General features: G+C 60.0%; 23 protein-coding genes. 9 read left to right on the plus strand and 14 right to left on the minus strand.

All coding sequences use genetic code 11. The features are described 5' to 3' along the window. Nucleotides 1-60 precede the first annotated feature (60 nt). The 4 genes from AC6GQJ_RS11445 to AC6GQJ_RS11460 form a co-directional block, all read right to left on the minus strand. Entirely contained in the window at nt 61-1,155 is a 1,095-nt protein-coding gene (locus AC6GQJ_RS11445; RefSeq protein ID WP_500768303.1) for a TRAP transporter substrate-binding protein, read from the minus strand. 562 nt (nt 1,156-1,717) lie between these two features. Beyond that, a complete protein-coding gene (locus tag AC6GQJ_RS11450) occupies nt 1,718-3,196 on the minus strand; it encodes a heme biosynthesis protein HemY (protein WP_500768305.1) in 1,479 nt (492 codons plus the stop codon). Nucleotides 3,197-3,209: 13 nt separating this feature from the next. Then, nucleotides 3,210-4,511 (minus strand): COG4223 family protein, encoded by a 1,302-nt coding sequence (locus AC6GQJ_RS11455; protein WP_500768307.1) that lies wholly within the window; start codon nt 4,509-4,511, stop codon nt 3,210-3,212. A 101-nt stretch (nt 4,512-4,612) separates the two neighbouring features. Beyond that, nucleotides 4,613-5,278 (minus strand): uroporphyrinogen-III synthase, encoded by a 666-nt coding sequence (locus AC6GQJ_RS11460; protein ID WP_500768309.1) that lies wholly within the window; start codon nt 5,276-5,278, stop codon nt 4,613-4,615. An 89-nt stretch (nt 5,279-5,367) separates the two neighbouring features. On the opposite strand from AC6GQJ_RS11460, the gene tsaD reads away from it, so the two are divergent. The 5 genes from tsaD (at nt 5,368) to AC6GQJ_RS11485 (ending at nt 8,552) form a co-directional block, all read left to right on the plus strand. Beyond that, a complete protein-coding gene (gene tsaD, locus AC6GQJ_RS11465) occupies nt 5,368-6,462 on the plus strand; it encodes a tRNA (adenosine(37)-N6)-threonylcarbamoyltransferase complex transferase subunit TsaD (protein WP_500768311.1) in 1,095 nt (364 codons plus the stop codon). After that, nucleotides 6,459-7,397, plus strand: coding sequence for an NAD(P)H-dependent glycerol-3-phosphate dehydrogenase (locus AC6GQJ_RS11470; RefSeq protein ID WP_500768313.1), 939 nt, complete (start codon nt 6,459-6,461; stop codon nt 7,395-7,397). Before tsaD ends, AC6GQJ_RS11470 begins: the two co-directional genes overlap by 4 nt. 2 nt (nt 7,398-7,399) lie before the next feature. Next, nucleotides 7,400-7,675, plus strand: coding sequence for a YciI family protein (locus AC6GQJ_RS11475; protein WP_500768315.1), 276 nt, complete (start codon nt 7,400-7,402; stop codon nt 7,673-7,675). Beyond that, nucleotides 7,672-8,091, plus strand: a complete 420-nt coding sequence (locus AC6GQJ_RS11480) for an EVE domain-containing protein (RefSeq protein ID WP_500768317.1) — start codon at nt 7,672-7,674, stop codon at nt 8,089-8,091. Before AC6GQJ_RS11475 ends, AC6GQJ_RS11480 begins: the two co-directional genes overlap by 4 nt. 62 nt (nt 8,092-8,153) lie before the next feature. After that, nucleotides 8,154-8,552, plus strand: coding sequence for a DUF1761 domain-containing protein (locus AC6GQJ_RS11485; protein ID WP_500768319.1), 399 nt, complete (start codon nt 8,154-8,156; stop codon nt 8,550-8,552). Between the two features lie 229 nt (nt 8,553-8,781). On the opposite strand, the gene AC6GQJ_RS11490 is transcribed toward AC6GQJ_RS11485, so the two are convergent. The 5 genes from AC6GQJ_RS11490 to AC6GQJ_RS11510 all read right to left on the minus strand — a co-directional run bounded on the left by AC6GQJ_RS11490 (nt 8,782) and on the right by AC6GQJ_RS11510 (nt 12,738). Then, complete coding sequence (locus tag AC6GQJ_RS11490; protein ID WP_500768321.1) at nt 8,782-9,123, minus strand: DUF2853 family protein; 342 nt, start codon at nt 9,121-9,123, stop codon at nt 8,782-8,784. 185 nt (nt 9,124-9,308) lie between these two features. Then, complete coding sequence (locus tag AC6GQJ_RS11495) at nt 9,309-9,938, minus strand: PRC-barrel domain-containing protein (protein WP_500768323.1); 630 nt, start codon at nt 9,936-9,938, stop codon at nt 9,309-9,311. A 78-nt stretch (nt 9,939-10,016) separates the two neighbouring features. Beyond that, the gene (locus tag AC6GQJ_RS11500) at nt 10,017-10,697 is read right to left on the minus strand and encodes a nitroreductase family protein (protein ID WP_500768325.1); all 681 of its coding nucleotides are present in this window, start codon (nt 10,695-10,697) and stop codon (nt 10,017-10,019) included. A gap of 189 nt (nt 10,698-10,886) precedes the next feature. Beyond that, nucleotides 10,887-11,606 (minus strand): HAD family hydrolase, encoded by a 720-nt coding sequence (locus AC6GQJ_RS11505; protein ID WP_500768327.1) that lies wholly within the window; start codon nt 11,604-11,606, stop codon nt 10,887-10,889. A 136-nt stretch (nt 11,607-11,742) separates the two neighbouring features. Beyond that, nucleotides 11,743-12,738 (minus strand): LytTR family DNA-binding domain-containing protein, encoded by a 996-nt coding sequence (locus tag AC6GQJ_RS11510; protein ID WP_500768329.1) that lies wholly within the window; start codon nt 12,736-12,738, stop codon nt 11,743-11,745. 691 nt (nt 12,739-13,429) lie between these two features. On the opposite strand from AC6GQJ_RS11510, the gene AC6GQJ_RS11515 reads away from it, so the two are divergent. Together AC6GQJ_RS11515 and AC6GQJ_RS11520 are read left to right on the plus strand one after the other, a co-directional pair. Next, nucleotides 13,430-13,729, plus strand: a complete 300-nt coding sequence (locus tag AC6GQJ_RS11515; RefSeq protein WP_500768331.1) for a hypothetical protein — start codon at nt 13,430-13,432, stop codon at nt 13,727-13,729. After that, entirely contained in the window at nt 13,730-17,536 is a 3,807-nt protein-coding gene (locus AC6GQJ_RS11520; RefSeq protein ID WP_500768333.1) for a Hint domain-containing protein, read from the plus strand. A 243-nt stretch (nt 17,537-17,779) separates the two neighbouring features. Here AC6GQJ_RS11520 and AC6GQJ_RS11525 read toward each other — a convergent pair whose 3' ends face one another. Continuing rightward, nucleotides 17,780-18,625: an SDR family oxidoreductase gene (locus AC6GQJ_RS11525; RefSeq protein ID WP_500768335.1), complete on the minus strand. Its 846-nt coding sequence runs from the start codon at nt 18,623-18,625 to the stop codon at nt 17,780-17,782. A gap of 104 nt (nt 18,626-18,729) precedes the next feature. On the opposite strand from AC6GQJ_RS11525, the gene AC6GQJ_RS11530 reads away from it, so the two are divergent. Then, entirely contained in the window at nt 18,730-19,119 is a 390-nt protein-coding gene (locus AC6GQJ_RS11530; protein WP_500768337.1) for a winged helix-turn-helix transcriptional regulator, read from the plus strand. A 213-nt stretch (nt 19,120-19,332) separates the two neighbouring features. On the opposite strand, the gene gyrB is transcribed toward AC6GQJ_RS11530, so the two are convergent. From gyrB to dnaN, 4 genes are all read right to left on the minus strand, one after another. After that, complete coding sequence (gene gyrB, locus AC6GQJ_RS11535) at nt 19,333-21,750, minus strand: DNA topoisomerase (ATP-hydrolyzing) subunit B (RefSeq protein ID WP_500768339.1); 2,418 nt, start codon at nt 21,748-21,750, stop codon at nt 19,333-19,335. A gap of 80 nt (nt 21,751-21,830) precedes the next feature. Beyond that, a complete protein-coding gene (locus AC6GQJ_RS11540) occupies nt 21,831-22,451 on the minus strand; it encodes a LysE family translocator (protein WP_500768341.1) in 621 nt (206 codons plus the stop codon). Continuing rightward, entirely contained in the window at nt 22,448-23,548 is a 1,101-nt protein-coding gene (gene recF / locus AC6GQJ_RS11545) for a DNA replication/repair protein RecF (protein WP_500768343.1), read from the minus strand. Before recF ends, AC6GQJ_RS11540 begins: the two co-directional genes overlap by 4 nt. Nucleotides 23,549-23,596: 48 nt before the next feature. After that, complete coding sequence (gene dnaN, locus AC6GQJ_RS11550) at nt 23,597-24,715, minus strand: DNA polymerase III subunit beta (RefSeq protein WP_500768345.1); 1,119 nt, start codon at nt 24,713-24,715, stop codon at nt 23,597-23,599. A gap of 333 nt (nt 24,716-25,048) precedes the next feature. Between dnaN and AC6GQJ_RS11555 the strand changes: the two genes are divergently transcribed. After that, complete coding sequence (locus AC6GQJ_RS11555) at nt 25,049-25,741, plus strand: lysophospholipid acyltransferase family protein (protein ID WP_500768347.1); 693 nt, start codon at nt 25,049-25,051, stop codon at nt 25,739-25,741. Nucleotides 25,742-25,752 lie beyond the last annotated feature (11 nt).

The raw sequence follows: 25,752 nt of genomic DNA on the forward strand, positions 1-25,752 counted from the left end.
GCCTGCACAAAAATCCGAGGGCCTTCTTGCGGGCCCCCGGATGTCATGTTGCCGACTGGATCAGCCGAAGTAGTGGTTGTAGGCCAGCTTGTAGTCGGGCTGGTTCAGGTTCAGATAGCCCATGACGTTCTTGGCATAGGCCTTCTGGCTTTCCACAACCTTGGCAAAGAATTCGTCCTCTGCCGAGATGCGTTCAACCACCACGTCCCACGCAGCCAGCTGTGCCGCCATGACGTCGTCTGGGGTGCGGTGCACTTTGACGCCCTGTTCTTCCTGAAGCGTGTTCAGGTCGTCGGCATAGCGCTTAGTGTTGTTCCAGTAGAAGTTCGAGTTCTCGGCCTCGGACGCGTATTTCAGGATCGCCTGAAGTTCCGGCGCAAGCGCGTTGAACTTGTCCTTGTTGAATGTGACCTCAAAGAATTCCTGCGACTGGTGGAACGACGCAAGGTGATAGTCCTTGGACACATCCTGCATACCAAAGTCGCGGTCAGAGGTCGGGTTGTTGAACTCGGCCGCGTCGATCAGGCCGGATTTCATCGCGGGCTGAATCTCACCACCAGGCAGTTGGACAACAGACATGCCCATTTCCAGCAGAACGTCTGCCGCCAGCCCAACGGTCCGGTATTTCAGGCCGTTCATCTGTTCGGCGCTGGTGATCTGTTCCTTGAACCAGCCCAGCGGTTGCGCAGGCATGGGCGAGTTAAAGAACGACACGACGTTCAGACGCAGCGAGGCCATCAATTCGTCGAACAGTTCCTGACCGCCGCCATAGTTGACCCAACCGAGCACTTCCTGGCTTGACCAGCCAAAGCAAGGGCCGGTGCCGAACAGCGATGCGGTTTTGGATTTGGAGTACCAGTAGGCCGGCACATAGTGGGCGGCATCCAGAACACCGCGGTGCACCGCGTCCTGCATTTGCGACGTCTTCACAACCGAGTCGACGGGCAGCAATTCGATCTTCAGCGCGCTGCCTGCCATGGCGTTCACACGCTCGACATAGGATTGGGCGTTTTCAAGGAAGATACCACCGCCCCAAGCGGCCTGCATCTTCAGTGTTGTTGTGTGGTTTTCAGCGATGGCCGGTGTCGCCAAGGCAGCAGCACCCGCAACAGCGGAGCCGCGCAGAAACTTTCTGCGGTTCAAAGTGTCAGTCATGTGTCCTCCCTAGGAACTTTGTGGCCACCGCGGATTTTGCAGCCGGATGACCATGGTCTTTTCGGATTTCCCCACATCCCAAAGTGCCGCGATTTTGTTTTTTGATTGCGCTGGCATGGCAGATGTAGGTGGTCCGACAAAAATCATCCGCCAAGAATGTTGACCTGACAAGCCCTGTTTGCGCTGACATTTTCGGGAAAGTGTTTTGACCTGCGCGCGGGGGTGGCGGCGTCCCGATCGGCAGGGTTGTGCGGGATCAGGCAGAGGGTCGCGCAGCAATGCTGCACCGCAGCACACGCAAAGACATTGTTCACAGGCGTAACAATCGGATTTTCTGCACCTGCGCAACGGCGCTTCGGGCAGATCGCTGTGCCGTTCTACTAGTCAAAAACCGACGATTTGGATTGCGTATTCAACTACGACGGGCAGGTCAGAAAAATACATGTTTTCCGGCGCGATCTGTCCGTTCGCGCACTTTTCTACACAGCGGCACCGCGATTCCGACAGATCGACTCAGGAAATTGCCGCGCGACAATGGCGCGGAACGGCAATTTCGATGATGTCAGGGTGCTTTGGATGCGGGGTTGCCCATATCTTCGGCCTCAATCACCTCGGCCGTATCGGCGTCAGGCGCATCGACCGGCACCAGCGTGTCCTCGGACGCGGGGCGGGCACCCAACAGGGGCAGCATCTCGCTTCCGCCGGGAAGGGTCAGTTCGGTGCTGGGCGGGCGTTTCCATTCCAGCGTATCGAACGCTCCGCAGTTGGAACAGGTCGGGCCCCATTCCGCGTGGATGTTCTGGCAGTTGTCGCACACCCATTGCGGGCCGCGCGGTGCGGACAGGGCGCGGGCAAGCCATCCTTGCACCACGGCGTCGCTGCCGCCTGACCCCTTTTCGATCGCGGCCATCAACGCTGCGGACCGTGTGGTCGGATCGGTTTCGAACAGATCCCCAAGGGCGCGGCGTGCGGCTGGGAAATCCTCGGCTGCGATGTTGAGTTCGGCCATCAGCATGCGCGATTCAGGGTGGTCGGCATGTTTGCGGGTCAGCGCAGTGAACCGCTTGAGCCGCGCTTCGGGCGTCTCGTCCGGCTCAATCGCGGCAAAGGCAGCGGCGAGGTCGGGATGCGGCGTTGCCTCCCATGCTTTTTTCACCACGCGGGTCGCGTATTTCTTGTGTCCCTGTTCGATATAGCCGTGCGCGGCCATGACGGCGGCAGGGACCAGATCGGGAGACTGTTTGTTTGCGGCAATCGCGGCTTCGCGAGCTTCGATGGTCAGGTTCTTGTCCAGCACCTGCTTGGCCTCGCTTAGGGCAAGGACAGCGTCGCGGCGTTTGTGCACATCGCGGGGCAGGTGGCCGGTTTTTAGCTTCGCAGACAAGGTCTGACGCGCGCCCGACCAGTCCTCGGCCCCCGCTTGCAGTTTAAGGAGCACATCCTGCGTGTCCGCATGGCGCGGTTTCAGGGCGAACGCTTTTTCAGCCAGCTTCAGCGCGGCATCGGTGTCGCCGTCGGCCAGTTTCTGTTTCATGATCCCGCGCACGCCGACAAAACGAGTGGATTCGTTCTGCACCAGCTTGCGATAGGTTTCTTCGGCCTTTTTCCGGTCGCCCGCCAGTTCGGCGGCCTGCGCGGTCAACAGGTTCGTCAGGTCGGGCCGGTTCAGGTAGCGATCTGCCTTTTCCGCCTTTGCCAGCGCCAGACGCCCCTCGCCCGAGGCAAGGGCCATCATCCCTTCGGCCAACGCGTCAAAGCCTTTGGCCGCTTTGTTGCGTGCGAAATAGCGCGACAGCGCCGTCTCGTCGCCGTTCAGGAATTTCCAGAACGCGATGACCATGCCCAGCAGTTTCAGCCCGATCCAGACCGCCAGCACCAGCAGCACCAGCGCGATGACCGACTGCAATGGCCCCAGCGTGACCTCTTGGCCGCCAACAATGACGCGCACGCCCCCGTCGGCCTCAAGCAGCCAGCCCGCCCCGAGCGCAAGTGCGGCAACAGCCACGACGAAGAAGATGATTTTTGCCAATGACCAGATCATAAAATAGGCCCCTTCAGAGTGCCGACAGGCGTTCAGCCAGTGCATTTGCCGCAGTCACGGCGTCATGGCGCGCTTGCGCCTGTTCCAACCAGTTTCCCATTGCCGCGCGGGCGGGTTCTGGCAGTTGTTCCGCCTCGGCCAGCGCATCGCCCAATCGGCCTGCCTTGGCGGCGGCCTCGATGCGCGACAGGACCGCGTCTGGGTCATTGCCTTCGCGTGGCGCCACGGAACGAACAGCCAACTGGCGTTGCAGGAAACCTCCAAGGCCGCTGCTTTCACCTTCGGACCCGCGTGCGGCGGCCAGTGCGTTGCGTGCGGCGTCGGGGATCGTCGCCTGAAGCGTCGCCAAAGGCGTCACGCCGTCGGTCGATGCAGCGCGCAGCGCATCGGGGATATCGGTCGCTCCGGCCTGTTCCAGATCGTTGAGGGCCGTGGCAAAGGGCGCGCCGGTATCTACGGCGGACATGACACGGGTCATCGCGGCGCGCATCAGGGTCGCGTTTGCTTCGGCTTCTGTATCGCTGCGGATCAGGCGGGCATCGGCAAGCAGCTTGTCGATTTCGGCCTGTTGCGCGGTAGCGGTGGCGCGGATGTCAGCAAGTGCTTCGTCCAGCGCGGCCTGTGGCAATGTTCCGTCCGCTGCGGGCTGCGCGACAAGCGCATCAACGCGGGCGGTCAGCACGTTCAAACGTTCGGTCAGCGGCTCTATAGCCTCGGCGCGCTGGGACAGCACGCTGATCTGATCAGCGAGGGCTTGTAGGTCGACACCATCCGATGCGGCCATCGTCGCCTCAAGCGCGGCCAAGCGGTCGGTGGCGGTTGCCAAATCCTCGGAAATGGACGGATCGATCTGTGCGGCAGGGGCACGCAGGGGTTCGGGCAAAAGGTCACTGCGCGCAGCGATAAAGCCTAGGGCGGCGGTCGCGACGCCAGCAAGAATAAGGGGCAGGACCGAAGCGCGTTGTGGTTCGGGCTGGACTGGCGTGGGCGCGGGCAGCGACATGCTCTCAGGCTCAGGCTCAGGCTCAGGCTCAGGCTCAGGCTCAGGCTCAGGCTCAGGCTCAGGCTCAGGCTCAGGCTCAGGCTCGGATGCGGTCAGCGTATCATCCCCGATATAGGTGACGTCGGCATCCTCGATCTCTGACGTATCCTCGGACACATCCGCCGCCTCATCACTTTCAGGCGTTTCATCGGAGGATTTTGCCAGCGCCTCGTCCTCGGTCACGTCCTTGGTGGGATCAACGTGAGGTGCATCTGTGGATGTCGGGGCCTTGTCGTCCTCGGGCGCCGCTTTCGGGCTGTTCCGTTTTGCCAAGGTATGTTCCCCCTTCCGATTCTTCATTCGCGCAATGCGCCAAACCAAACTCTACTCTGCTGCCTGCGCCCCCTCAACCCGATGTTGTGTAAACCAAAGGGTTACACCAGTCCGGCCAACGCGATGCCCATTGCAGTGGCATCAGGGCGCTGTGCAATTGTCATGCCCGCAAAGGCAGCGCCATCCGTCGCATCCGCCACGGCTTGGCTAAGTGCCACTATATGAATCGATATGGTGCGCGGCGCGACAGAGACAAACTGCGCCGCCGTTCGAGGCGAAAAAAGGGGAACTAGAACGCGTTTTTCCCGATCTATGGCCTGTATCGCCTCTGGCGTCAGGTCACACAGGTGTTGGTCATAGACGACAACGCGTTCGACCGTCAGGCCCGCTTGGGTCAGATGCCCCGCAATATCGCCGCGCGTGTGCCGCCCCGACAGATGGAACAAGCGCTGTGCAGGGGGCTCGGCCAACAGTGTCGCGACCAGCGATTGCGCGTCCACCCCGCATTGGGTCGCCTCCCAGCCGCGCAGGGTCGCCGCCGAGGTTGTCGCCTTGCCAATACAATAGGCCTTGCGCCCCGCGCCATCGGGTGCGGCGTCCACCCCGTTGACCGAGGAAAAGATCGCCGCGTCCTCTGACGACATCGCGACCACGGCATTCAGCGGTGCGATGCGCAACAGCGGGCTGTACACAGGGGCAAGCTGCGCCTGTACGTCCGGCGGCAGTTGCGCGACAAAGCGTTGCGATGCGCCCAAAGGGCGGGTCATGATCAGGGGGATAGGGTCGGGGGGTGCATTGTTCGCCACGGGGCAAAGTGTTACTCGGCAGCAGCTTGACGTGCAACGGACCTGTGATGATGAGCGGCGCGAAAACTCTACTTGGGATCGAAAGCAGCTGCGATGATACCGCCGCCGCCGTTGTGCGCGGTGTGCCTGGCGATATGACGGTGCTGTCATCGGTCGTGTTCGGCCAGGCCGACCTGCATGCCAGCTTTGGCGGGGTTGTGCCCGAGATCGCCGCCCGCGCCCATGCCGAGCGGTTGGATGGCACTATAGCAGGCGCGCTGGAACAGGCGGGCGTGAAGCTCGACGATCTGGACGCGATTGCCGTGACCTGCGGGCCGGGTTTGATTGGCGGCGTTGTGTCTGGTGTGATGGTCGCCAAGGGGCTGTCGGTGGCGACCGGCCTGCCGCTCTACGGTGTGAACCATCTGGCGGGCCATGCGCTGACGCCTCGGCTGTCGGACACGGTGCCGTTTCCCTATCTCATGCTGCTGGTGTCGGGCGGGCATTGCCAGTTCTTGATCGCTCATGCGGCGGACCGGTTCGAACGGCTCGGCGGCACGATTGACGATGCCCCGGGCGAGGCATTTGACAAGGTCGCGCGCCTTTTGGGCCTGTCCCAGCCCGGGGGTCCAGCCATCGAACAGTCCGCCAAATCCGGCGATCCGGCGCGGTTTGCCTTTCCACGCCCCTTGGCGACCAAGGCGGGCTGCGACCTCAGCTTTTCCGGCTTGAAAACCGCCGTGCTGCGGGCGCGGGACGCCTTGATTGAGACGCAAGGCGGGTTGCATGCTGCCGATCAGGCCGATCTGGCAGCTTCGTTCCAAGCGGCGGTGACAGACAGCCTTGCAGGTAAATCAAAACGGGCGCTCGCGGCTTATATGGACTTGTCCCCCGCGCAGTCGACCTTTTGCGTTGCGGGCGGTGTGGCGGCCAATATGACCATTCGCGCCGCGTTAGAGACTGTTTCTGACGCAGTTGGCGCGCGGTTCCTTGCCCCGCCACTGGCGCTGTGCACGGACAACGCGGCGATGATTGCCGCCGCTGGGATCGAACAGATGGCACTGCGCGCACCGGACGGGCTGTCCCTGTCGGCGCGGCCCCGCATGCCTTTGGACACTGCCAGCGCGGCAATGCTGGGTTCGGGCAAGAAAGGGGCCAAGGCGTGAGCATTGGTGTCATCGGCGCAGGCGCATTCGGCACGGCGCTGGCCGTCACCCTTGCGCGGCAGAGCGCGGTGACATTGTGGGGTCGCGACGTATCCCAAATGCAGAACGACCGTGAAAACGCCAAGCGCTTGCCAGGAGTACGCTTTCCCGACGCGCTAGACGTATCGGGCGACTTAGAGCCTGTTTTACAGGCCAAGACCATTCTGATTGCGTTGCCGATGCAGTCCCTATCAGGGTTCGCGGCGGCGCATGATCTGTCGGCCTGCACGGTTGTTGCCTGTTGCAAGGGCATCGACTTGATCACGGGGCAGGGGCCTGTTTCGGTCCTTGGTTCGGCGCGGCATGTGGCCATCCTGACGGGGCCAAGTTTTGCCACCGACATTGCACGCGGGCTGCCCACGGCACTGGCGCTGGCCTGTGCGGATGATGCCGTTGGCCGGAACCTGCAGGCGCAGCTATCGACCCCCACCTTGCGCCTTTATCGGAGCACGGATGTGACCGGCGCGGAACTGGGGGGCGCGTTGAAAAACGTGATCGCCATCGGCTGCGGCGCGGTGATGGGCGCGGGGCTGGGCAATAGTGCGCGCGCGGCACTGATGACCCGTGGCTTTGCCGAAATGCAGCGGGTCGCCCGCGCCATGGGGGCCGAAAATGACACCTTGATGGGCCTCAGCGGATTGGGCGATCTGACCCTGACCTGCACAAGCGATCAGTCACGGAATTACCGTCTTGGCCTTGCCCTTGGCGCGGGAACGGAATTTGATGCAAGCATCACGGTCGAGGGTGCCGCAACCGCCCGCGCCCTGCGCGGCGTTGCGCGGCAGCACGGATTGGACCTGCCGCTTTGTGCGACCATCGCGGATCTGGTTGATGGCACAGTAGATATGAAAGGCGCGGTTGATCACCTTTTGGCGCGCCCCCTGAAGGAGGAATGACAATGATGTATGCCCTTTTGGCGTGGGATAAGGACGGCGCACTGCCGATCCGCATGGAAAACCGCCCCGATCACCTTGCCTATCTGGATAGCACGGGCGTGGTGCAAAAGGCGGGTCCGTTTCTGGATGACAACGACCAGCCCTGCGGATCGCTGATCGTGCTGGACGTGCCTGATCTGGCGGCGGCGCAGGCATGGGCCGACAATGACCCCTATGCCAAGGCGGGCCTGTTCCGCGAAGTAACGATCACCGCGTGGAAACAGGTGGTAGGGTCGTGAACTACTGGCTGTTCAAATCCGAACCGTCCACGTGGGGCTGGGCCGATCAGGTCGCCAAAGGGGACGCGGGCGAGGAATGGGACGGTGTGCGCAATTATCAGGCCCGCAACTTCATGCGCGAGATGCGCGTCGGCGATCTGGGGTTCTTTTACCACTCGCAAAGTGAAAAGGCCGTGGTGGGCATTGTCGAGGTCTGCGCCGAAGCACACTCCGACAGCACCACGGATGACCAGCGTTGGGAATGCGTAGACATCAAGGCGGTCGAGCCGGTCAAAAGCCCCGTCACGCTTGAGATGGTGAAGGCCGATGAACGATTGGCCGATATGGCATTGATCCGCAACTCGCGCCTGTCTGTTCAGCCCGTTACGCCCGAAGAATGGCGCATCGTACGCGAGATGGCCGGACTGGCCCCCTGAACCATTGGCGCGGTGAGTCGTCTCTGCAATAGTGCAGGGAAGATCGCATCGGGGAGTTCTATATGGTGTTTGTTTCGGTCGTCGTCGCAGGCTTCGCCGGCTTTATGTTCGGCGCGCTTTGGTACACCGTATTTGCCACGTCATGGATGGAAGCGTCAGGCGTGCCGCTGGACAAGACCGGACGCGCCCCCGCCAACCGCAGCAACCCCGTCCCCTACATCACCAGCATCATCGGCGCGATGGTGGTCGCGGGCATGATGCGGCACGTGTTTTCCCTGTCAGGGATCGATACGGTTTTTGCGGGGCTGGTTGCCGGTTTCGGGATCGGCCTGTTCCTTGTCAGCCCATGGATCGCGACATTCTATGCGTTTGGCGGGCGTCCCTTTCGCCTGACCCTTATCGATGGCGGCTATGCGACGTTCGGGTGTACGGTCATCGGGGCGGTGCTGGCAGTATTCTGAATGAAAAAGGGGCCCTGACCGATTTGGATCAGAACCCCTTTGCCCCCGGCTGGCACTCCCAAGAGCCACCGCACGTATGCATGAAATAAGGGTCTGACCTTCTGGTCTGACATGTTTCATCTAGGCACATAGGCCGATGAAAACAATTTTATTGTAAAGACGATTGGAATTAAAAAAAGAACACCCGCTTTTGAGGGCGGGTGTTCAATGCTGTCAGATCGTGCCGGTATCAGGCGTAGACCGACTCTTTGCCGAAATCCTTGGTCAGCATGTAGTAGATCACGGCGCGGTATTTGTTACGCTCGGACCGGCCGTACACTTCGATGACCTTGTCGATCGCTTCCATCAGTTCCGGTCCATCGCTAAGGCCCAGTTTCTTCATCAGGAAGTTGTTTTTGACGGTTTCCAGTTCGCTTTTCTGGCTGCCCGCGACGGTCGATGCATCTGCGTTGTAGATCGATGGGCCGCAGCCGATCGTCACCTTGGTAAGCAGATCCATGTCCGCGTCCATTCCGCATTTGTTTTTCAGATCGTCCGCGTATTGTGCGATCAGGTCATCCCGTTTGCCCATTTGTCGTATCCACCTTTATTCGCGCCGGAAACTTTGTCGCGGCGCATGTCTATGTCACGTCGTGGCGGCAGGTTAACGGCAATTGTTGTGGGGACAAAGTTTTTTTCGCGGGGAAATTTTTGGCGCTTCACTCAGAAATGAAAAAGGGCGCCCGCAATGGGCGCCCTCAAAGTCTTTGTCATAAGTTAGCGTGTAACTTGGATTTCCTGATCGTCGTCAAGGGCGTTCAGTTCGCTCTCGTCGACTTCGGGAAGTGCTTTCAGCTCTTCTTCGGTCCAGCTGGCAAGCTTCAGTTCGTCGCCATCATAGGCGCTAAACTCTTCCAGCGGCAGGGCCACGGTGTATTCGCCCAAACCAAGGAAGCCACCGATACCGATCACGGCTGCATATGTCTCACCGGTTTGAACGATATAGTCGATTTCACCGACAACTTCGTCATTCGCAGTGTATACGTCTTTGCCGATCAGATCGCCAACCAGCATGGTGCTGGTCATCATCGTATCGCCCATGGTCGTGGACATTTCGTCAGCTTCCTCAGCCATTTCGTCTGTGGCTTCGTCCGCTGTTTCGGACATGCTGTCAGCCGCGTCGTCCGCTGCTTCACCGGCATCGTCAGCCATCTCTTCGGCCGAGTTTGCGACGTCGTTCGCGGTCTCGTTGATCGCATCACCGGCTTGTTCCAGCTCGGTTGTTTCGTTCATCTCGGTTGTCGCCATGTTGCCTTCTTCTGTGGCAGTTTCATGCGATGCACCAAAGGCTGGGGCAGCGGCAAGGGCGGCAATTGCGACGGAAAGTTTAAGCTTGTTCATGGTCATAACATACTCCTGATGTTGCATTGCCTACTCAATGCCGCAGCACAGGAAATGTTCCGGCCAATCCGAAAGAATCTTAAATCATTTCACAGTCAGAATTTCCCCGAGCGGTTTTTTCACCTTTGCCATATTGGGCACGGTGGCGGTTTCGCTGGGGTGGCCGACGGCAATGATCATGGTCGCTTTTTCGTTGTCTGGCCGTCCTAGAACCTCGCGCAAGAAACCCATCGGGTTGGGTGTATGCGTGAGGGTCGACAAGCCAGAGGTATGCAGCGCGGTCAGCAACATGCCGGTGGCGATGCCGACGCTTTCGGGCACGTAATAATGCTTTACCCGATTGCCCTCTGCATCCACGCCATAACGTTGGGCAAAGACCACGATCAGCCATGGCGCGTCTTCCAGGTGCGGCTTGTCGGCATCTGTGCCGATGGGCGCGAGAGTCTTTAGCCACTCCTCTCCGGCGCCACCCGCATAGAACTTGCGTTCCTCTTCTTCGGCGGCGGCGCGGATCTGCTTTTTCAGCTCCGGATCGCTTACGGCCACAAAATGCCAAGGCTGCTGGTTGGCACCGGATGGCGCTGTGCCAGCGGCTAGAACGCAAGCTTCGATCACGTCCTGCGGCACGGGTGTCGTGTCAAAGTCGCGGACCGTGCGGCGCTTGGCCATCTCGGTATAGTATCCTTGGGCGCGCTCCAGCATGTCCGCGTCCGAGACTTTTCTGCGGAAGGGCAGGGGCTGGCGTAAATCTGCGTTGGCGCTCATGGGTATGGTCTCCTCCAAAATAATAGTGTGCGGCCCGTACCTGTTGTTCGCCGGTCCGCGATCTTTGACGCGGGATAAATCGCGTTCGTGATGGCGACAGGTTTACAGATGCGGGTGGCCCCTCCGTCCGGTGTTGCGGGCAGGTTAGGGTCGAGGGGCAGAATGCTCAATCGGGAAAATGGGCGCGCGTCAGGTCAGTGCGTCTGCCAGCGCGATAAAGCTGTCGACCTCGACATCATAGGTGCCTGTAGGGGGCATCTCTGTCCGGTCTTCGGGGTTGGGGCCCCATTCATCGGCGCGGCGTACAAGGGCGGTTCTGAACCCGACCTTTTGAGCGGCATCAAGGTCCAGCGGATGACAGGCGACCATCAGGCATTCGGCCGGATCAAGCTGTAGATAGGCCGCCGCACGGCGGTAGGCCTCGGGCAGTATTTTGTAGACGCCCATGCCCTCGCAGGACAGCACCGCGTCCCACGTCAAACCGTTGCGGCGCGAGGTGTCGATGATCAGCCGGTAGGACAACAGGGTAAACGAGGCGACGATATAGGCGCTGCGCAGGCGTGCCAGCCCGTCTTGGACATCAGGCCAAGCGACAAAATCATGCGGTGCGCACCACGCGACGGCCTGACGGTCCTGATCGTCGAAATCGTCCAGCCCGCTCTCCGCCAGTATCTGATCAAGGCAAAAGCGGTGCGCGTCATCCACATTGTGCGCGGGCGGCGCGTCACGGCCAAGGTCCAGCATCGCGCCCAAGCTGCGGCGGCGCAACTCATTGGCCAGTGCACCCCAATCGCAGGTGAGCCCGTGGCGCGCACCCGCTTGGGCAAAGGCGTCGCGAAAGCCGCTGTGCCAGTCCAGAACCGTGCCGCCCGTGTCAAAGGTCAGCGCTTTGATGTGTGAAAGTGTCATATCTCTGCCCCCCTGATATGGCGCGCCATATCCTTATTCGTGCGCGTATCTTTGCGTCGTACGGGTCAGGTATCAATGGGTTAGCTGTATATCCGCGCAGGATTTGAACGGTTGCCTTTGCGTCGGATACGGTCGCTCAGGCGAGGTCAGAGACCTTGTTGCCCGCTTGGAACCGGTCGTAGTTCTGCATGAAGATCAGGCGTCGCGCGTTCGACACACGGAACATGGTGTCATCTTCCAAAAGCACGTCGAGGTTGCCGTTTGACTGTTCGTCCACGCTGCAGATCGCAGTGAATGCGACCCAGACAGAGCGGTTGATTTGCGCACCCAAATGCTCGCCCAGTTCATCAACGGCGGTGCGCAGCTTGCCCCTGAGCATGACATTCCGGTCCTTCAACTGGATGCTCAGGTAGTGGTCTTCTGATTTCAGCCACAGGATCGCAGTGGCATCAATTTTCTCGCGCGCGATCTCTATGTGGCGCTGGCATTCGGCACTGTGGATGTCGGGCAGGGTGATCTCTGGCACCGTGTCTGCCAAGGGTGGCACGGCCACGGGGGCAGGCGCGTTGCTATTCGCGCTTTGTGCGGCGATTTCGACCGGTTCCAGTGGGGCTGCTTCACTCAGGATCGTGGCGCGATATTCGACGTTTCTGGGATGCTGGGGCACGACGAACCGCGCGTGCATGATGTCAAACGTTACAAGGATAATGATATTTTTAACGACATCCTCGATCTGAGTGCCGAGAGAGTTTTCAAATGCCGAGTTGAAAGAGGACAGAATGAACTCCCCCATGAAGACATTGATGAAAACCATCGGCAGCAACAGCAAGGGCGTATAGATCGCTTTGGTAAGGCCGCGATCAAGGGCGATGACGGAAAGCCACGCGCTTGCGAACAGCCAGACAAGCGCGGTCATCACCAAGCCGGCCCATAGGACCGTCTGGGCCAGCGCGTTTAATGTCGCCTCTTCGCTGGGTTGCATCAGTGTCGCGTAGAGGACGACACACATGCAGAAGTAGCTCATGAAAACCGGATGGAAGATATAGTCCGCCGCGCCCTGGGCGGTCGTGTCCCAAGAGCGGCCATTGCTGCTTACAATGCGTCGGGTTCGCCCATGTAGGTCGGACGTCATAGTCTCGATTTCCTCTGACAGTGCTGGCTGCAGGGCGTTCCTGCGCTTGACCGTCTATTTTGCTTCGAATGATGAAGATTAGGTTCTTACTACCTGAGGAAAATAAATCATGCTTTCAGGGCCGAAAACATAACAAATTATACATCTTTGGCCCGTGTGCCGCATTTGCGCCGCGATTCGGAGGGCTTTTCGCCCCGCAACCATGTCGCGAACGCAAGTTCACGTCATCAGGAAACAGTCTTCCCGACAAAATGCCGAAAATCGTCAAAGTTTCCGTAACGTGAATTCGCGCTCACGTGCGGTCGTGAAGGTTTGCGACATTTTGGGGTCCGGTAACTCTCGCTCATGACATTCGCCTTCATCGAGACACAGTGTTTCGCTAGCTAATTTACAGACGGCAAGCGAAGAAAATCCTTTGTTTGTCGGAACGTGGTGGGGGCCACGGGATGTAAGCACGTTGTTTGCAGCCATGTCTGAAAAAGGGTTGAGTATGATTGTACATTGCATGCCATCGTGGCGCTTGGGCCTCAAAACCTTTGGTGCCCCGCGCGGACGCGACAGCAGCCATTTCCGCAGCGCGCGGTAAAGCCAACCAATCCTAACAGCCTGAATGTGCTGCCAGATCCGATCTGGCGGCTTCCTGAACGCGCGCGGTCTTTGCCCGTGTCCGCAAAGATAAAGAGTATTTGATATGAACATGATGTTTATGCACGCCGCGTCCCTGTCCACGTCTTTGCGGACTGTCGGTGACACCGACAAAGCGGTCACGCCAAGCGGCGATGCTTTTGCGGCGGCGGCGCGCCTTGCCTTTGCGACCACCGAACACCCCGACGACATCGACTTCGCCCCAGACACGGGCGCGGCCAGCACTATCGCAGGCCAAATTCTGACCGGCATTCCTGTGATGCGCGGCCGTTCGACCCGTACGGGCAAAATCCTGACTTTCCGCGCGTGCACAGCGCCTACCGCGCAAACCTTGGAGGTTCTTTAAATGGCGACTGTAAATGGCGGGTCCGGCAGCGAGAGCCTCGACGGTACCATAGATAACGACACAATTACCGCAGGCACGGGCAACGACACCGTGAAGGGGGGCGCAGGCGATGACCTGATCGATGCCGGTACGGGCGATGACCTCGTTTATGGCGACGGCGCGGGCAGTGGCGCGGCGGGCGAACTTGGCGATGGTCCGGGGTCAACCGGTGGCGGTTATGATCGTATCAGCGGGCAACCCGTATCCGACGGCAACCACAGCTATTCCACCGATGCGTTCTTCCTTGGCGATGATATCCCCATCCTCGACGGTGCGGACCGTCGCGCACTGGATGGCGTGTCGTTTTCGCAGGACGGGGACGGGACTGACCGCACATTCGGTCTGGACGAGCTTCAGTTCACAGGCGCGCAACGATCATTCGTCGGCTTGGTCACGTCCCAGCGTACATCCGTCAGTGGCGCGAATGACCAGTTTGCATCCTCGACCAGCGGCGGGTTCCAAGACCTTGATGTCGTGAACGCGGGCACTGTCGATTTCACCATGAACGACGGGCAAGTTTTCGAAAACATCCGCATGAACTTTTTGCGGGGTCCGGATGGTGACACCTTTATGGTGCCAAGCGATGCGCCATCGCCGGGTGCGTTCAACGCGTTCAAAGCCATGCTGGCACAGAACGACAGCGGTATCGCAAGTTTCGAGATCAGTTCGATTTCCGACAACCAGAACGGCATCTCGAACATCGAAGGGAACTGGGCAGACGGCCAGTTCGCGCCAACCGAGACCGGCGAAGATGGCGATGATACGATCCTTGGTGCCGGCGGGGCTGACACGATATACGGTGAGGGCGGCAATGACCTGATCGACGGCGGCACCGGCGACGACATCATCTATGGCGACAGCGGCACCAGCCCCTCGGCCGGCGGATCAGGGACCGGTTTGGGCGACGGGCCCGGATCGACTGGCGGCAGCTATGAACGGGTCGTGGGGCAGCCCGAATTCGAAACTTTCGATTTCACCACCGATGCGTTTTTCCTCGGTGACGATATTGTGCCGCTGGACTTCCCTGATCCGAACGATCCCGCGAATCCGGACTTTCGTGCCTTGGACGGCCAGACGTTCTCTCAGGACGGCATTGGAACGGATCGGGCATTCGGCCTCGAAGAACTGTCGTTCGAAAATGGCAGCCAGTCATATGTCGGTGTCATAAGTATTGAGCGCTCCGATCTTTCCGGCTCCAACTCCTCATTCTCGTCCAGCCTTGCCGATGGCCCTCAGGATCTGGTCATCATCAACAACGGCACCGTCAACTTTACGATGAACGACGGGACAGAGTTCCCCTTAATCCAGATGAAGTTCGTGCGCGACGAGGAAGGCAACACCTTCATGGTGCCCGGTGATGGTGCGTCACCAGATGCTTTCAACTCGTTCCGCAATCTGTTGGCAACAAACGACAGCGGCATCAAAAGCTTCGAGATCAATTCGATTTCGGACGGGACGAACGGCATCATGGTCATGGGGGGCGATTGGGCAGACGGCCAGTTCGCGCCAACGACAGATGGCGAAGGCGGCGATGATACGATCACGGGCGGCGAAGGTGCCGACCAGATGTTCGGGGAAGGCGGCAATGACACGTTCATCGTCGGCTCGGCCTCCGAAGGGGCAGGCGATGTGATCTCGGGCGGGAATGGCCCGGACGAGAATACCGACAACGACGTTCTTGATCTGCGCGGCGCTGGTCAGGTGACGATTAGTGCGACAACTGACGCGAATGACGCGGGCGCCCAAACCGGCATCGTGACGTTCGAAGACGGCTCGACCCTGACATTCGAGGGCATCGAAACGATCCTGACCGATCCGCCAGAGGTTGTTCCGGTCGCTGTGGACGACGCAGTGACCATCGACGAGGATTCAGGCCCCGTCAGCATCGACGTACTGGCCAACGATACGGACCCCAACGGCGACGCGCTGACTGTGGTAAGCGCAACTGTCCCTGCTGATCAGGGCACCGTCGAGATTGTGGACAACCAAGTGGTGTTCACCCCCGCGCCGAACTTCAACGGCGACGCGACAATCTCCTATACGGTCGAAGATCCGGACGGAAACCAAGGCTCCGCCGAGGTGGCCGTGACGGTCACACCGGTCGAAGACGCCCCAGTCACCGTCGGCGACGCGGCGAGCACGGACGAGGACACACCCGTCACCATCGACCCGCTGGCCAACGACAGCGATCCGGACGGCCAACCCTTGGCGATCTCCGGCACGCCGACCAGCCCGAACGGAACGGTCACGGTGAACCCCGATGGCACTATTGAGTTCACGCCCGACCCGGACTTCAACGGCACGACCACGATTGACTATATTGCGGTAGACCCCGACGGGAACGAAACGCCCGGTCAAATCATGGTCGACGTGGCTGCCGTCAACGATGCGCCTGTGGTGCTCGATGACCGTGCCGAGACAGACTTTGGCACACCGGTGACAATCGACGTGCTGGGCAATGACAGCGATGCGGAAAACGATCCGCTCACCATCACAGAAGCCACAGTCCCTATCGAGCAGGGCACCGTTGCCGTTGTCGATGGCCAATTGCTCTTTACCCCCGCGCCGGGGTTCGAGGGTGAGGCGACCATCAGTTACATTGTCACTGACGGTGAGTTGACGGGGACAGCCGAAGTGGTTGTTACCGTGGGCGACAATCCGGCGGATGGCGTTGTCGATGGCGCCGAAGAGGGCGAGGTCATGGCCCCCGGCTATGTCGACCCGCAGGGCGACGAGATCGACGGCGCCGACGGGTTGGATGACATTATCGAGGCCAATGGCGGCGATGATGACGTGGATGCCGGCCTTGGCGATGACGTTGTTTCGGGCGGCACCGGCAATGACACGATCAACGGCAACGTGGGCAACGACACCCTATCGGGTGATGAAGGCGATGATCTGCTGATCGGTGGCGCTGGCGCGGACGAGATGTCTGGCGGGGTGGGCGACGATCTCTTTGTCATCGATACACCGGGCGACGGGGCGGGCGACGTGATTGTCGGCGGTGAAGACCCTGATGGGCTGGACAACGACGTTCTGGACCTGACCGGATCGGACATTTCCTCCATCGTGTTCGACACCGAGGACCCGACCTACGATCCGGAAACGGGGATCTCTGAAAGTGGTCTGGTCACATTCGCGGATGGCGGCACGCTTAGCTTTTCCGAGATCGAAACGGTCATTCCGTGCTTTACCCCCGGTACCCTTATCGCGACGTCCAAGGGCGAGCGTTTGGTCGAGGAGTTGCAGCCCGGTGATCTGATCATCACCCGCGACAACGGTTTTCAGGAAATCGCGTGGGTTGGTGCGAAAAAGATGTCCGCGCTCGATCTGGCTCAACGTCCGAACCTCAGGCCCGTGTTCGTCGCCGCTGGTTCATTGGGCCAAGGCCTGCCGGAGCGGGACATGATGTTGTCACCGAACCATAAGGTTCTTTTCGCAAGTGATCTGAACGAGTTGCATTTTGAGGATCGTGAAGTGTTGGTTGCGGCCAAGCATCTGATCGGCATGCCGGGCATCCGACAAGTGGACGTTACGCAAACGACCTACATCCATTTCATGTTCGAACGCCACGAGGTGGTTCTGTCCGAGGGTGCGTGGACGGAAAGCTTCCACCCCGGTGACTTCTCTCTGAACGGGATGGACCACGGGGCACGGAACGAGATCCTGACCCTGTTCCCCGAACTAGCGACAGATCAGGGCCTGAGCGCCTATCAACTGGCCCGCACCGAACTGAAGAAGCACGAAGCGCGACTTATGATCGGGTAACTGGACTGGTCGCAAAACCCGCGTGGTTTGCGACCGGCAGCTGTGCATCCAAGAGAGCATCGTGGGGGTGCGAGCCTGCTTTGACAGGCATATCTTGGGGTGCACCCAACGTAGGTGCCACTATCCCCAGCTGGGCCCTACCAGGCCGAGGCAAGCTCAGACTCCAATATCTGCCTCGGCCGACTTTTTAGTGATGTTAAGGGATACGACGCTTGGTGCGACAGTGCCTCCCCTAGGCTTGTCTTAGCGGATGGCAGCCGCGACCGCAGTGGCAAGCGGTGTTGTCGGACGGCCAATCAGGGCAGAAAGCTGCGTTCCTTCGTCGTAAAGCGCGCCTTTCGACGCCTCCACATCGCAATGCGCCAGAAAGCCCGCCAGATCGGCAGGAAGGCCCGCGCCTGTCAGCGCGGCCGCGTAATCGGCCTCGGGCATATCGACATAGGGGATGTCTTTGCCGGTTTCCTTGGATAGCGCTGCAGCGAGGTCCGTGAGGGTATAGCTGTCATCGCCGGAAAGCTCATAGGTCTTTCCTTGCAGCGCCGTGTCCAACAGGACGGCAGCGGCGGCTTCGGCGTAATCCTGACGTGTTGCCGAGGAAATCCGCCCATCCTTGGCCGCGCCGATCAGCGCGTTGTGTTCCAAGGCGGCAGGCAGGCCCATCGTGTAGTTTTCAGTGTACCAGCCGTTGCGCAGCAGGGTGTGCCCGATACCGGAGGCGGCCAGCAGCTTTTCGGTCTCGGTATGTTCTGGCGCGAGGCCGAGCGTGCTGTTCGGTGCATTCAGCAGGCTGGTATAGACGATGTGCTGTACGCCTGCAGCCTTGGCGGCGTCGATTACGGCGGCATGTTGCGGGACGCGGCGGCCAATGTCGCTGCCCGAGATCAGAAGCAGCACATCGACCCCTTCCAACGCCTGTGCCAGCGTTTCGGGCGCGTCATAGTCGAAGGGGCGCGCAGGCACGCCCAGATCGGCGGCTTTGTCGGTGTTGCGCGCCAACGCGACGATGCCCTCGGCGGTGGTTCTGGTTTTCAGGGTGTCGATTACGAGGCGGCCAAGCTGGCCGGTCGCGCCGGTGATTGCGAGTGTCATCGAGCGTGTCCTTGGTTCTGTTTCGATGAAACAAAACTAGGAGCTTTACTTACTAAAGGTAAGTACGTACATTTTTGTTAGTAAGAAATTCCTTTGAGGTCGCCATGCCAAGACTCAGTGATGCCATCCGCTCGGGCAAACTTGCGGGCAATCTACAGGCGCAAGAATGCCCGTCACGGGACATACTTAAACACGTGACAGGCCGCTGGACCGTTCTGACGCTTATCGCGCTACAGGATCGGACGATCCGCTTTGCTGCGCTTAAACGTACTATCGGCGGGGTCAGTGACCGGATGCTGACAAAGACGCTCCAGACGCTCGAAGCAGACGGTTTTGTGCATCGCCAAGCATTCAAAGTCGTACCGCCACATGTGGAATACAGCCTGACCCCGTTGGGCGAAGCCGTGGCGCAACATGTCCGCGTGCTTGCCGACTGGATAGAAGACAATACCGGCGAAATTCTGGCGGCGCGGCAGGATTTCGAGGCGCGGTGAGTGGCCGCTATTGTCGCGTGCAACGGGCTTTCGGCGGCCATCTCTCACGGCGCATTTGGGCCGTAAAGCGGAACATGTATTTCACTCTGCTTGCTCAAGTCGGGTGCTATGTAAGGTGCTAAGATAATTAAGATTTTTTTGGAACATAGCCTAAGCCGTGGCGCGCAAAATTATGCGCGCCACGCCACCTAATCCACTTCTCTACACAGGGCTTTAGAAGTCGAGATTCTCGACGCTCAGGGCGTTCTGCTGGATGAACTCGCGGCGGGGTTCCACGACGTCGCCCATCAGTTTGGTGAACAGGTCGTCGGCCTCGGCCATGTCCTGGACCCGCACTTGCAACAATGTGCGCGCGTCGGGGTCCAGCGTCGTTTCCCACAGCTGGTCGGGGTTCATTTCGCCCAGACCTTTGTAGCGTTGCAGCGACAGACCCTTTTCGCCTTCGGCAAGGATCGCATCCAGCAGGTCCATCGGGCCCATGATGTTCTGGCTTTTGTCCTTGCGGTGCAGCGTCGCGGGCGAGCCATAGACGTCTTGCAGGCTTTGCGTGAACGTGCCCGTTTTGCGCGCTTCGCCGGAGCGCAGCATGCGTCCGTCAAGGGTGCGTACCTCTTCGACGCCGCGCAGGATGCGGGCAAGGCGCACGCCTTTGTCTTGGGTGATCCGGCCTGCCCAGCCGCGTTCCCATTCCAGCGCGATCAGGTTCAACCGTTCTGCCACTTTGTCGGCCACCCCTTGCAGGTCGCCGTCCACGGCACCGGGAACAAAGGCACCGGCAATGGCGGCCTGTTCAAGGATGTGGCGCGGGTAGTGGGTGGGGAAGGCTTGTAAAACGCGGCGCAACTGGCGCGCTTCCTCGACCACGCGCACAAGGTCTTGGCCGACAATCTCTTCGCCGTTGCCTTGGCGCAGCATGGCGCCGTCGATGCCCTGCTGGATCAGGTAGTCCTGCATCTCGGCCTCGTCCTTGAGGTACACCTCAGACTTCCCGCGCGACACTTTGTAGAGCGGCGGCTGCGCGATGTAGAGGTACCCGCCCTCAATCAGTTCGGGCATCTGGCGATAGAAGAAGGTCAGCAGCAGTGTTCGGATGTGCGCACCGTCCACGTCCGCATCCGTCATGATGACGATCTTGTGGTAGCGCAGCTTTTCGATATTGAACTCGTCGCGCCCGATGCCGGTGCCAAGCGCCATGACCATGTTGCCGATCTCTTGCGAGCCGAGCATACGGTCAAACCGCGCGCGTTCAACGTTCAGGATCTTACCTTTCAGCGGCAGGATCGCTTGCGTCTTCCGGTCGCGCCCTGTCTGGGCCGATCCTCCGGCGCTGTCACCCTCCACAAGGAAGATTTCGGTGTTCGCGGGGTTCTTGTCGGAACAGTCTTTCAGCTTGGAGGACAGGAAGTTCATGTCCATCGGGTTCTTGCGTCGCGTCAGGTCACGCGCCTTGCGTGCCGCTTCGCGGGCAAGGGCGGCTTCGACGATCTTGCCGACGATCACGCGGGCTTCGTTCGGGTTTTCCTCGAACCATTCGGCCAGCTTTTCGTTCACCAGCCCTTCGACGGCGGGGCGCACTTCGGAACTGACCAGCTTGTCCTTGGTCTGGCTGCTGAACTTCGGGTCCGGCACCTTGACGGACAGCACACAGGTCAGCCCCTCACGGGCATCATCGCCGGTAAAGCTGACCTTTTCCTTTTTCGCGATGCCGCTGGTCTGGGCATAGTTGTTGATGGTCCGCGTCAGCGCGCCGCGAAAGCCCGCCATATGCGTGCCGCCATCGCGTTGCGGAATGTTGTTGGTGAAGGGCAGGACGTTCTCGTGGTAGCTGTCGTTCCACCACATTGCGACCTCGACGCCGATGTCGTCCTTTTCGCCGGTGATAAATATAGGCTCGGGCATGACGGACGCTTTGGATCGGTCAAGATATTTGACAAACTCCTTGACGCCGCCCTCGTAAAACAGCTCCGAACGCAGGGTTTCCACAGGACGTTCGTCTGTCAGGATAATGCGCACGCCAGAGTTCAGGAATGCCAGTTCGCGCAGGCGCTTTTCCAACGTCTCGAACGAATATTCGAGGTTTGAAAAGGTCTCGGTCGAGGAAAGAAAGCGCACTTCGGTGCCGGTCCGGTCGCCGCACTCGCCCACGACTTCCAGATGTTTGGCGGTAAACCCGCCCTCGAAACGCGCGACATGTTCCTTGCCGTCGCGCCAGATGCGCAGTTCCAGCCAGTCCGACAGGGCGTTCACAACGGATACGCCCACGCCGTGCAGACCGCCCGACACTTTGTAAGAGTTGCTGTCGAATTTCCCGCCCGCGTGCAGTTGGGTCATGATGACCTCGGCGGCGGAAACGCCTTCTTCTTCGTGGATGCCGACCGGAATGCCGCGCCCGTTGTCGCTGACCGATACGCTGGAATCCGCGTGGATCGTGACCGTTACGGCGTCCGCATGTCCTGCCAGCGCCTCGTCGATGCCATTGTCGACAACCTCGTAGACCATGTGGTGCAAGCCGCTGCCGTCATCGGTGTCGCCGATATACATGCCGGGGCGTTTGCGCACAGCTTCTAGGCCCTTGAGAACCTTAATAGAATCCGCGCCATATTCTTCGGTTGATTGCTCGTTATCTGCCATGTGTCGGCCCTTTGTCTTGTTGCGCAAAATATACGGTTTTTCAGGGGCAATGTCACGCAACTGACACAAGATTTTGCGGTTCAGATCAAGGGAATGGCCAGCCCCACCAGTATCAGCAAAACGCCTGCGGTAATGTTCATGCGGCGCAGGGCTTCGGGGCGTTGCACCAGACGTCGCGCGCGGTCGATAAACAGGGCCATCGTGAGGTTGCCAAACAACGGTATGATCATCGAAAGACCGACAATCGCGGCGATGTCCACGCCTGTCAGTGCCGTCAGGTCAAAGAAACCGGGCAGCATGCCCGCGTAGAACAGGATTGCCTTCGGATTGCCAAGGATCACCACCAATCCCGCGACGAACCCCGCCCACATGCCTGGTCGGGTCAGTCGGCTGTCGGTGCTGATCTGGTCGTCCGCATGCCGGATCAACAGAACGCCCATCGCGACAAACATTGCCATGGCGACCCACTTCAGCAGGATAAGGAACCCGCCATAGACCGACAGGACCCAAGTGATGCCGTAAATCGCCAACAGCGACCAAAGCACGTCGCCCACCACGACGCCCAGTGCCAGCGGCCATGCCGCATGGAAGCCGCCCGACAGGCAGCGCGCGATCACGCCTACCCATACAGGGCCGGGTGTCAGGAACAACACCAGCAACGCGCCGCCATACAGCGCCAGATCCCACAGGCCTAGTGTCATGGCCCTGTTACCGCGCTGACGCCATCGGTTTCCCCGACATGAAGGTACTGCGCCCGTGCGCCAAGACTGTCGAACAATTCAGGCTCCGTTCCCGTCATCCATGCCTGCGCGCCAAGCGCACAGATCTCATCATACAACGCCGCACGCCGGTTCGCGTCCAGATGAGCGGCGACTTCGTCCAGCAACAATAGGGGCGGACTTGCGTTTTCCTGCGCCAGTGCGCGTGCATTGGCAAGGATCAGTGACACCAGCAATGCCTTCTGCTCTCCGGTGGAACAGGCGCGCGCTGGCACATCCTTGGCGGCATAGACCCCGTACAGGTCCGCGCGATGTGGCCCGATCAACGTGCGCCCCGCTGCAAGGTCGCGCCCACGCCCTTCGGCCAATGCATCGCGCAGATCGCTGGCAGTGTCGGGCATCCCCAACTCGCCCACCTCAAGCGACAGTGTCGCGGTGGGAAAGGCGGTCTGCGCATCCTTTTGCGCGCCGGCAAGGGCCTCAAGGGCGCGCAACCGGTTGGCATGGATCGCCGCACCCGTTTCCGCCATCCGCATTTCCAGCGCGGCATACCAATGCGCGTCCCGCACCATATCTTTCAGCAGACGGTTCCGCTCTCGCATCGCCTTTTCATAGTCCAGCGACACCTGCGCATGATCCGGCAGAAAGCTAAGCGTCATGCGATCCAGAAAACGCCGCCGCCCTTCTGCCGCTTCGATCCACAACCGATCCATGGAGGGCACCAGCCACAAAACGCGGCATATGCGCCCCAACGCCGTTTGCGCTGCCGCTTTACCATCAATCCGAACCTGCCGCGCCGCGCCGCGCTCGGACCAAGTTTCAACCTCGTGTGATTGCGATTGCGCTTCCAGAACACCGCTCAGCTTCCAGCCAAGCGCTTCCGGCCGCCGCGTCATGTCCTCCGCCGAGGACCGGCGCAAACCGCGACCTGGCGAAAACAGGGATACCGCTTCCAGAATGTTGGTCTTGCCTGCGCCGTTCGGCCCGTGAATTGCCACAGGGCGCGCATCCACCGAAATCCGCGCCAGCTTGTGCGACCGGAAATGCGACAGCGTCAAAGCAGAAAGGGACAGCGTCATCACCGTCCCTTTCTCTGTTCTAAAAAAATCCCCGCCGGAGGCAAGAAATCAAACGCGCATCGGCATGACGACATAGACCGCCGACAGGTCATTGCCTTCACGCATCAAGGTCGGATCGCCGGACGAGTTGAACAGGAACACCGCATTCTCGCGATCCACCTGCGATGCGATCTCAAGCAGGTATTTGGCGTTGAACCCGATCTCCAGACGCTCGTCCGCATAGGCGACGGCCAGTTCTTCTTCGGCGGCACCGGAATCTGGCGCATTCACCGAAAGGATCAGGCGGTCTTCGTCCAGTTGCAATTTCACTGCGCGCGAGCGTTCCGACGAAACGGTGGCCACACGATCAACTGCTTTGGCGAAATCGGATGCGTCCACTTCCAAACGACGCGTGTTGCCCGACGGGATGACGCGAGTGTAGTCGGGGAATGTGCCGTCGATGACCTTGGAGGTCAGTGTGATATCGGGCGTGGCGAACCGCACCTTGGTTTCGGAGACGGACACCGCGATGACCATGTCGTCATCATCCAGCAGCTTGCGCAATTCGCCAACGGTTTTGCGTGGCACGATCACACCAGGCATATCGGCGGCCCCTTCCGGCAGGTCGCTATCGATACGGGCAAGGCGGTGGCCATCCGTGGCCACACAGCGCAGCGCGCGCCCTTCGTCCCCGTCCGCGATGTGCATGTACACACCGTTCAGATAGTAACGTGTTTCTTCGGTCGAGATTGCGAATTTCGACTTGTCGAACAAGCGGCGCAGCTTTGGCGCGGGGATCGAGAAGTTGGAGGCATATTCCGACGAGGCCATGACAGGAAAATCTTCCTTGGGCAGCGTCGCGAGCGAGAAGTTCGAACGCCCTGCCTCAACCGTCAAGCGGCCTGCGGCATTGTCCGCCGTCAGCGAGACCAGAGCGCCATCAGGCAGTTTGCGCACAATCTCGTGCAGCGTGGTGGCAGCAACGGTGGTCGAACCGGCGCGTTCCACTTGGGCAGGGGCCTTGTCCACGACCTCGATATCCAGATCGGTGGCACGGAATGTTACATCGGATCCTTCCGCCTCGATCAGCACGTTGGCAAGGATCGGGATCGTGTTCCGACGCTCGACCACGGACTGGGCCTGACTTACGGCTTTGAGCAGCACACCGCGCTCGACACTGACTTTCATGGTCTTAACTCCCATCGGTCCCTGATCGCAGTGCAGGGACGGGCACCCTAGCCCACCTGTGCTGCATCACAAGTATTTTATTGGTTTCTCTTTCGGATCGTCGGGGGCGTCAAGACAACGTGGCCCCTTCGTTCCGGTAAAATACGCCCCCTGCACTCGGATGGACACATATTGCCCGCCCTTCCGCGGCATGCGGGGGGAAAACGTGGCAGGAATACCCATTGACCCCCGTCCGGCCCTGCCCAAGGTTGAGGCAGAAGGGCGGTTCCGATGTCGGGCGCGCCGATCAGAACATAAAACAGGTGGTGCAGTGGTCAGTCAGGTTTTGAAAATATGATGCGGTTTCTTGACGTCACGGTGGGCAAGTGGATCCGGCATTTCCTGTTCATCCTCGTGCGCACCTATTACGCACTGTTTTACAATGTCAGTTGTTCTGGCAAGCACCTGCTGCAGAACCAGCCCGGCGCGTTGATCCTTGCCACCCATGTGAGCCGCCATGACGGGCCACTGATCGCCTCGGTTCTTTATCCGACGATGCGCATCCGCCCGACGGTGCATTACGACGAATATTACAACTGGATGCAGTTCGTGCCGATGTATGTGTCGGGCGCTGTCCCGATGAGTTCGCCCAAATCGTGGCCCGACGACAAGCGCAAGGCGCGCAAAGCCGAGGTGCTGCGCATCATCCACCGCATTTTGGGCAATGAAAATTCCGTTCTGCTGTTTCCGGCCGGCCTTGTGCGGCGACAGGCCGAAGAGTTGGTGCCCGCCCATCTGTCAGGAGTGCACGACATTCTGAAGGCCGAACCCGATACGCCTGTTTTGCTGCTGCGCCTTGACGGTTTAGGCAAGTTTCAGACCGCAACCTATGACCGGTTCTGGAGCTTTATTGGAATCAAGAAGGGTCGGCGGCACGTGACCATCGACCTAAAGCCGATCCACGATCTGGACCCGTCCGTGGGGGTCGAAGCCTTTAACAAGCGACTGGAAACCCTGCTGAACACGCCGGTGTCGCACGACATCTGATCGCTGCGGTC

Source organism: Tateyamaria sp. 7Alg 36 (assembly GCF_059882455.1).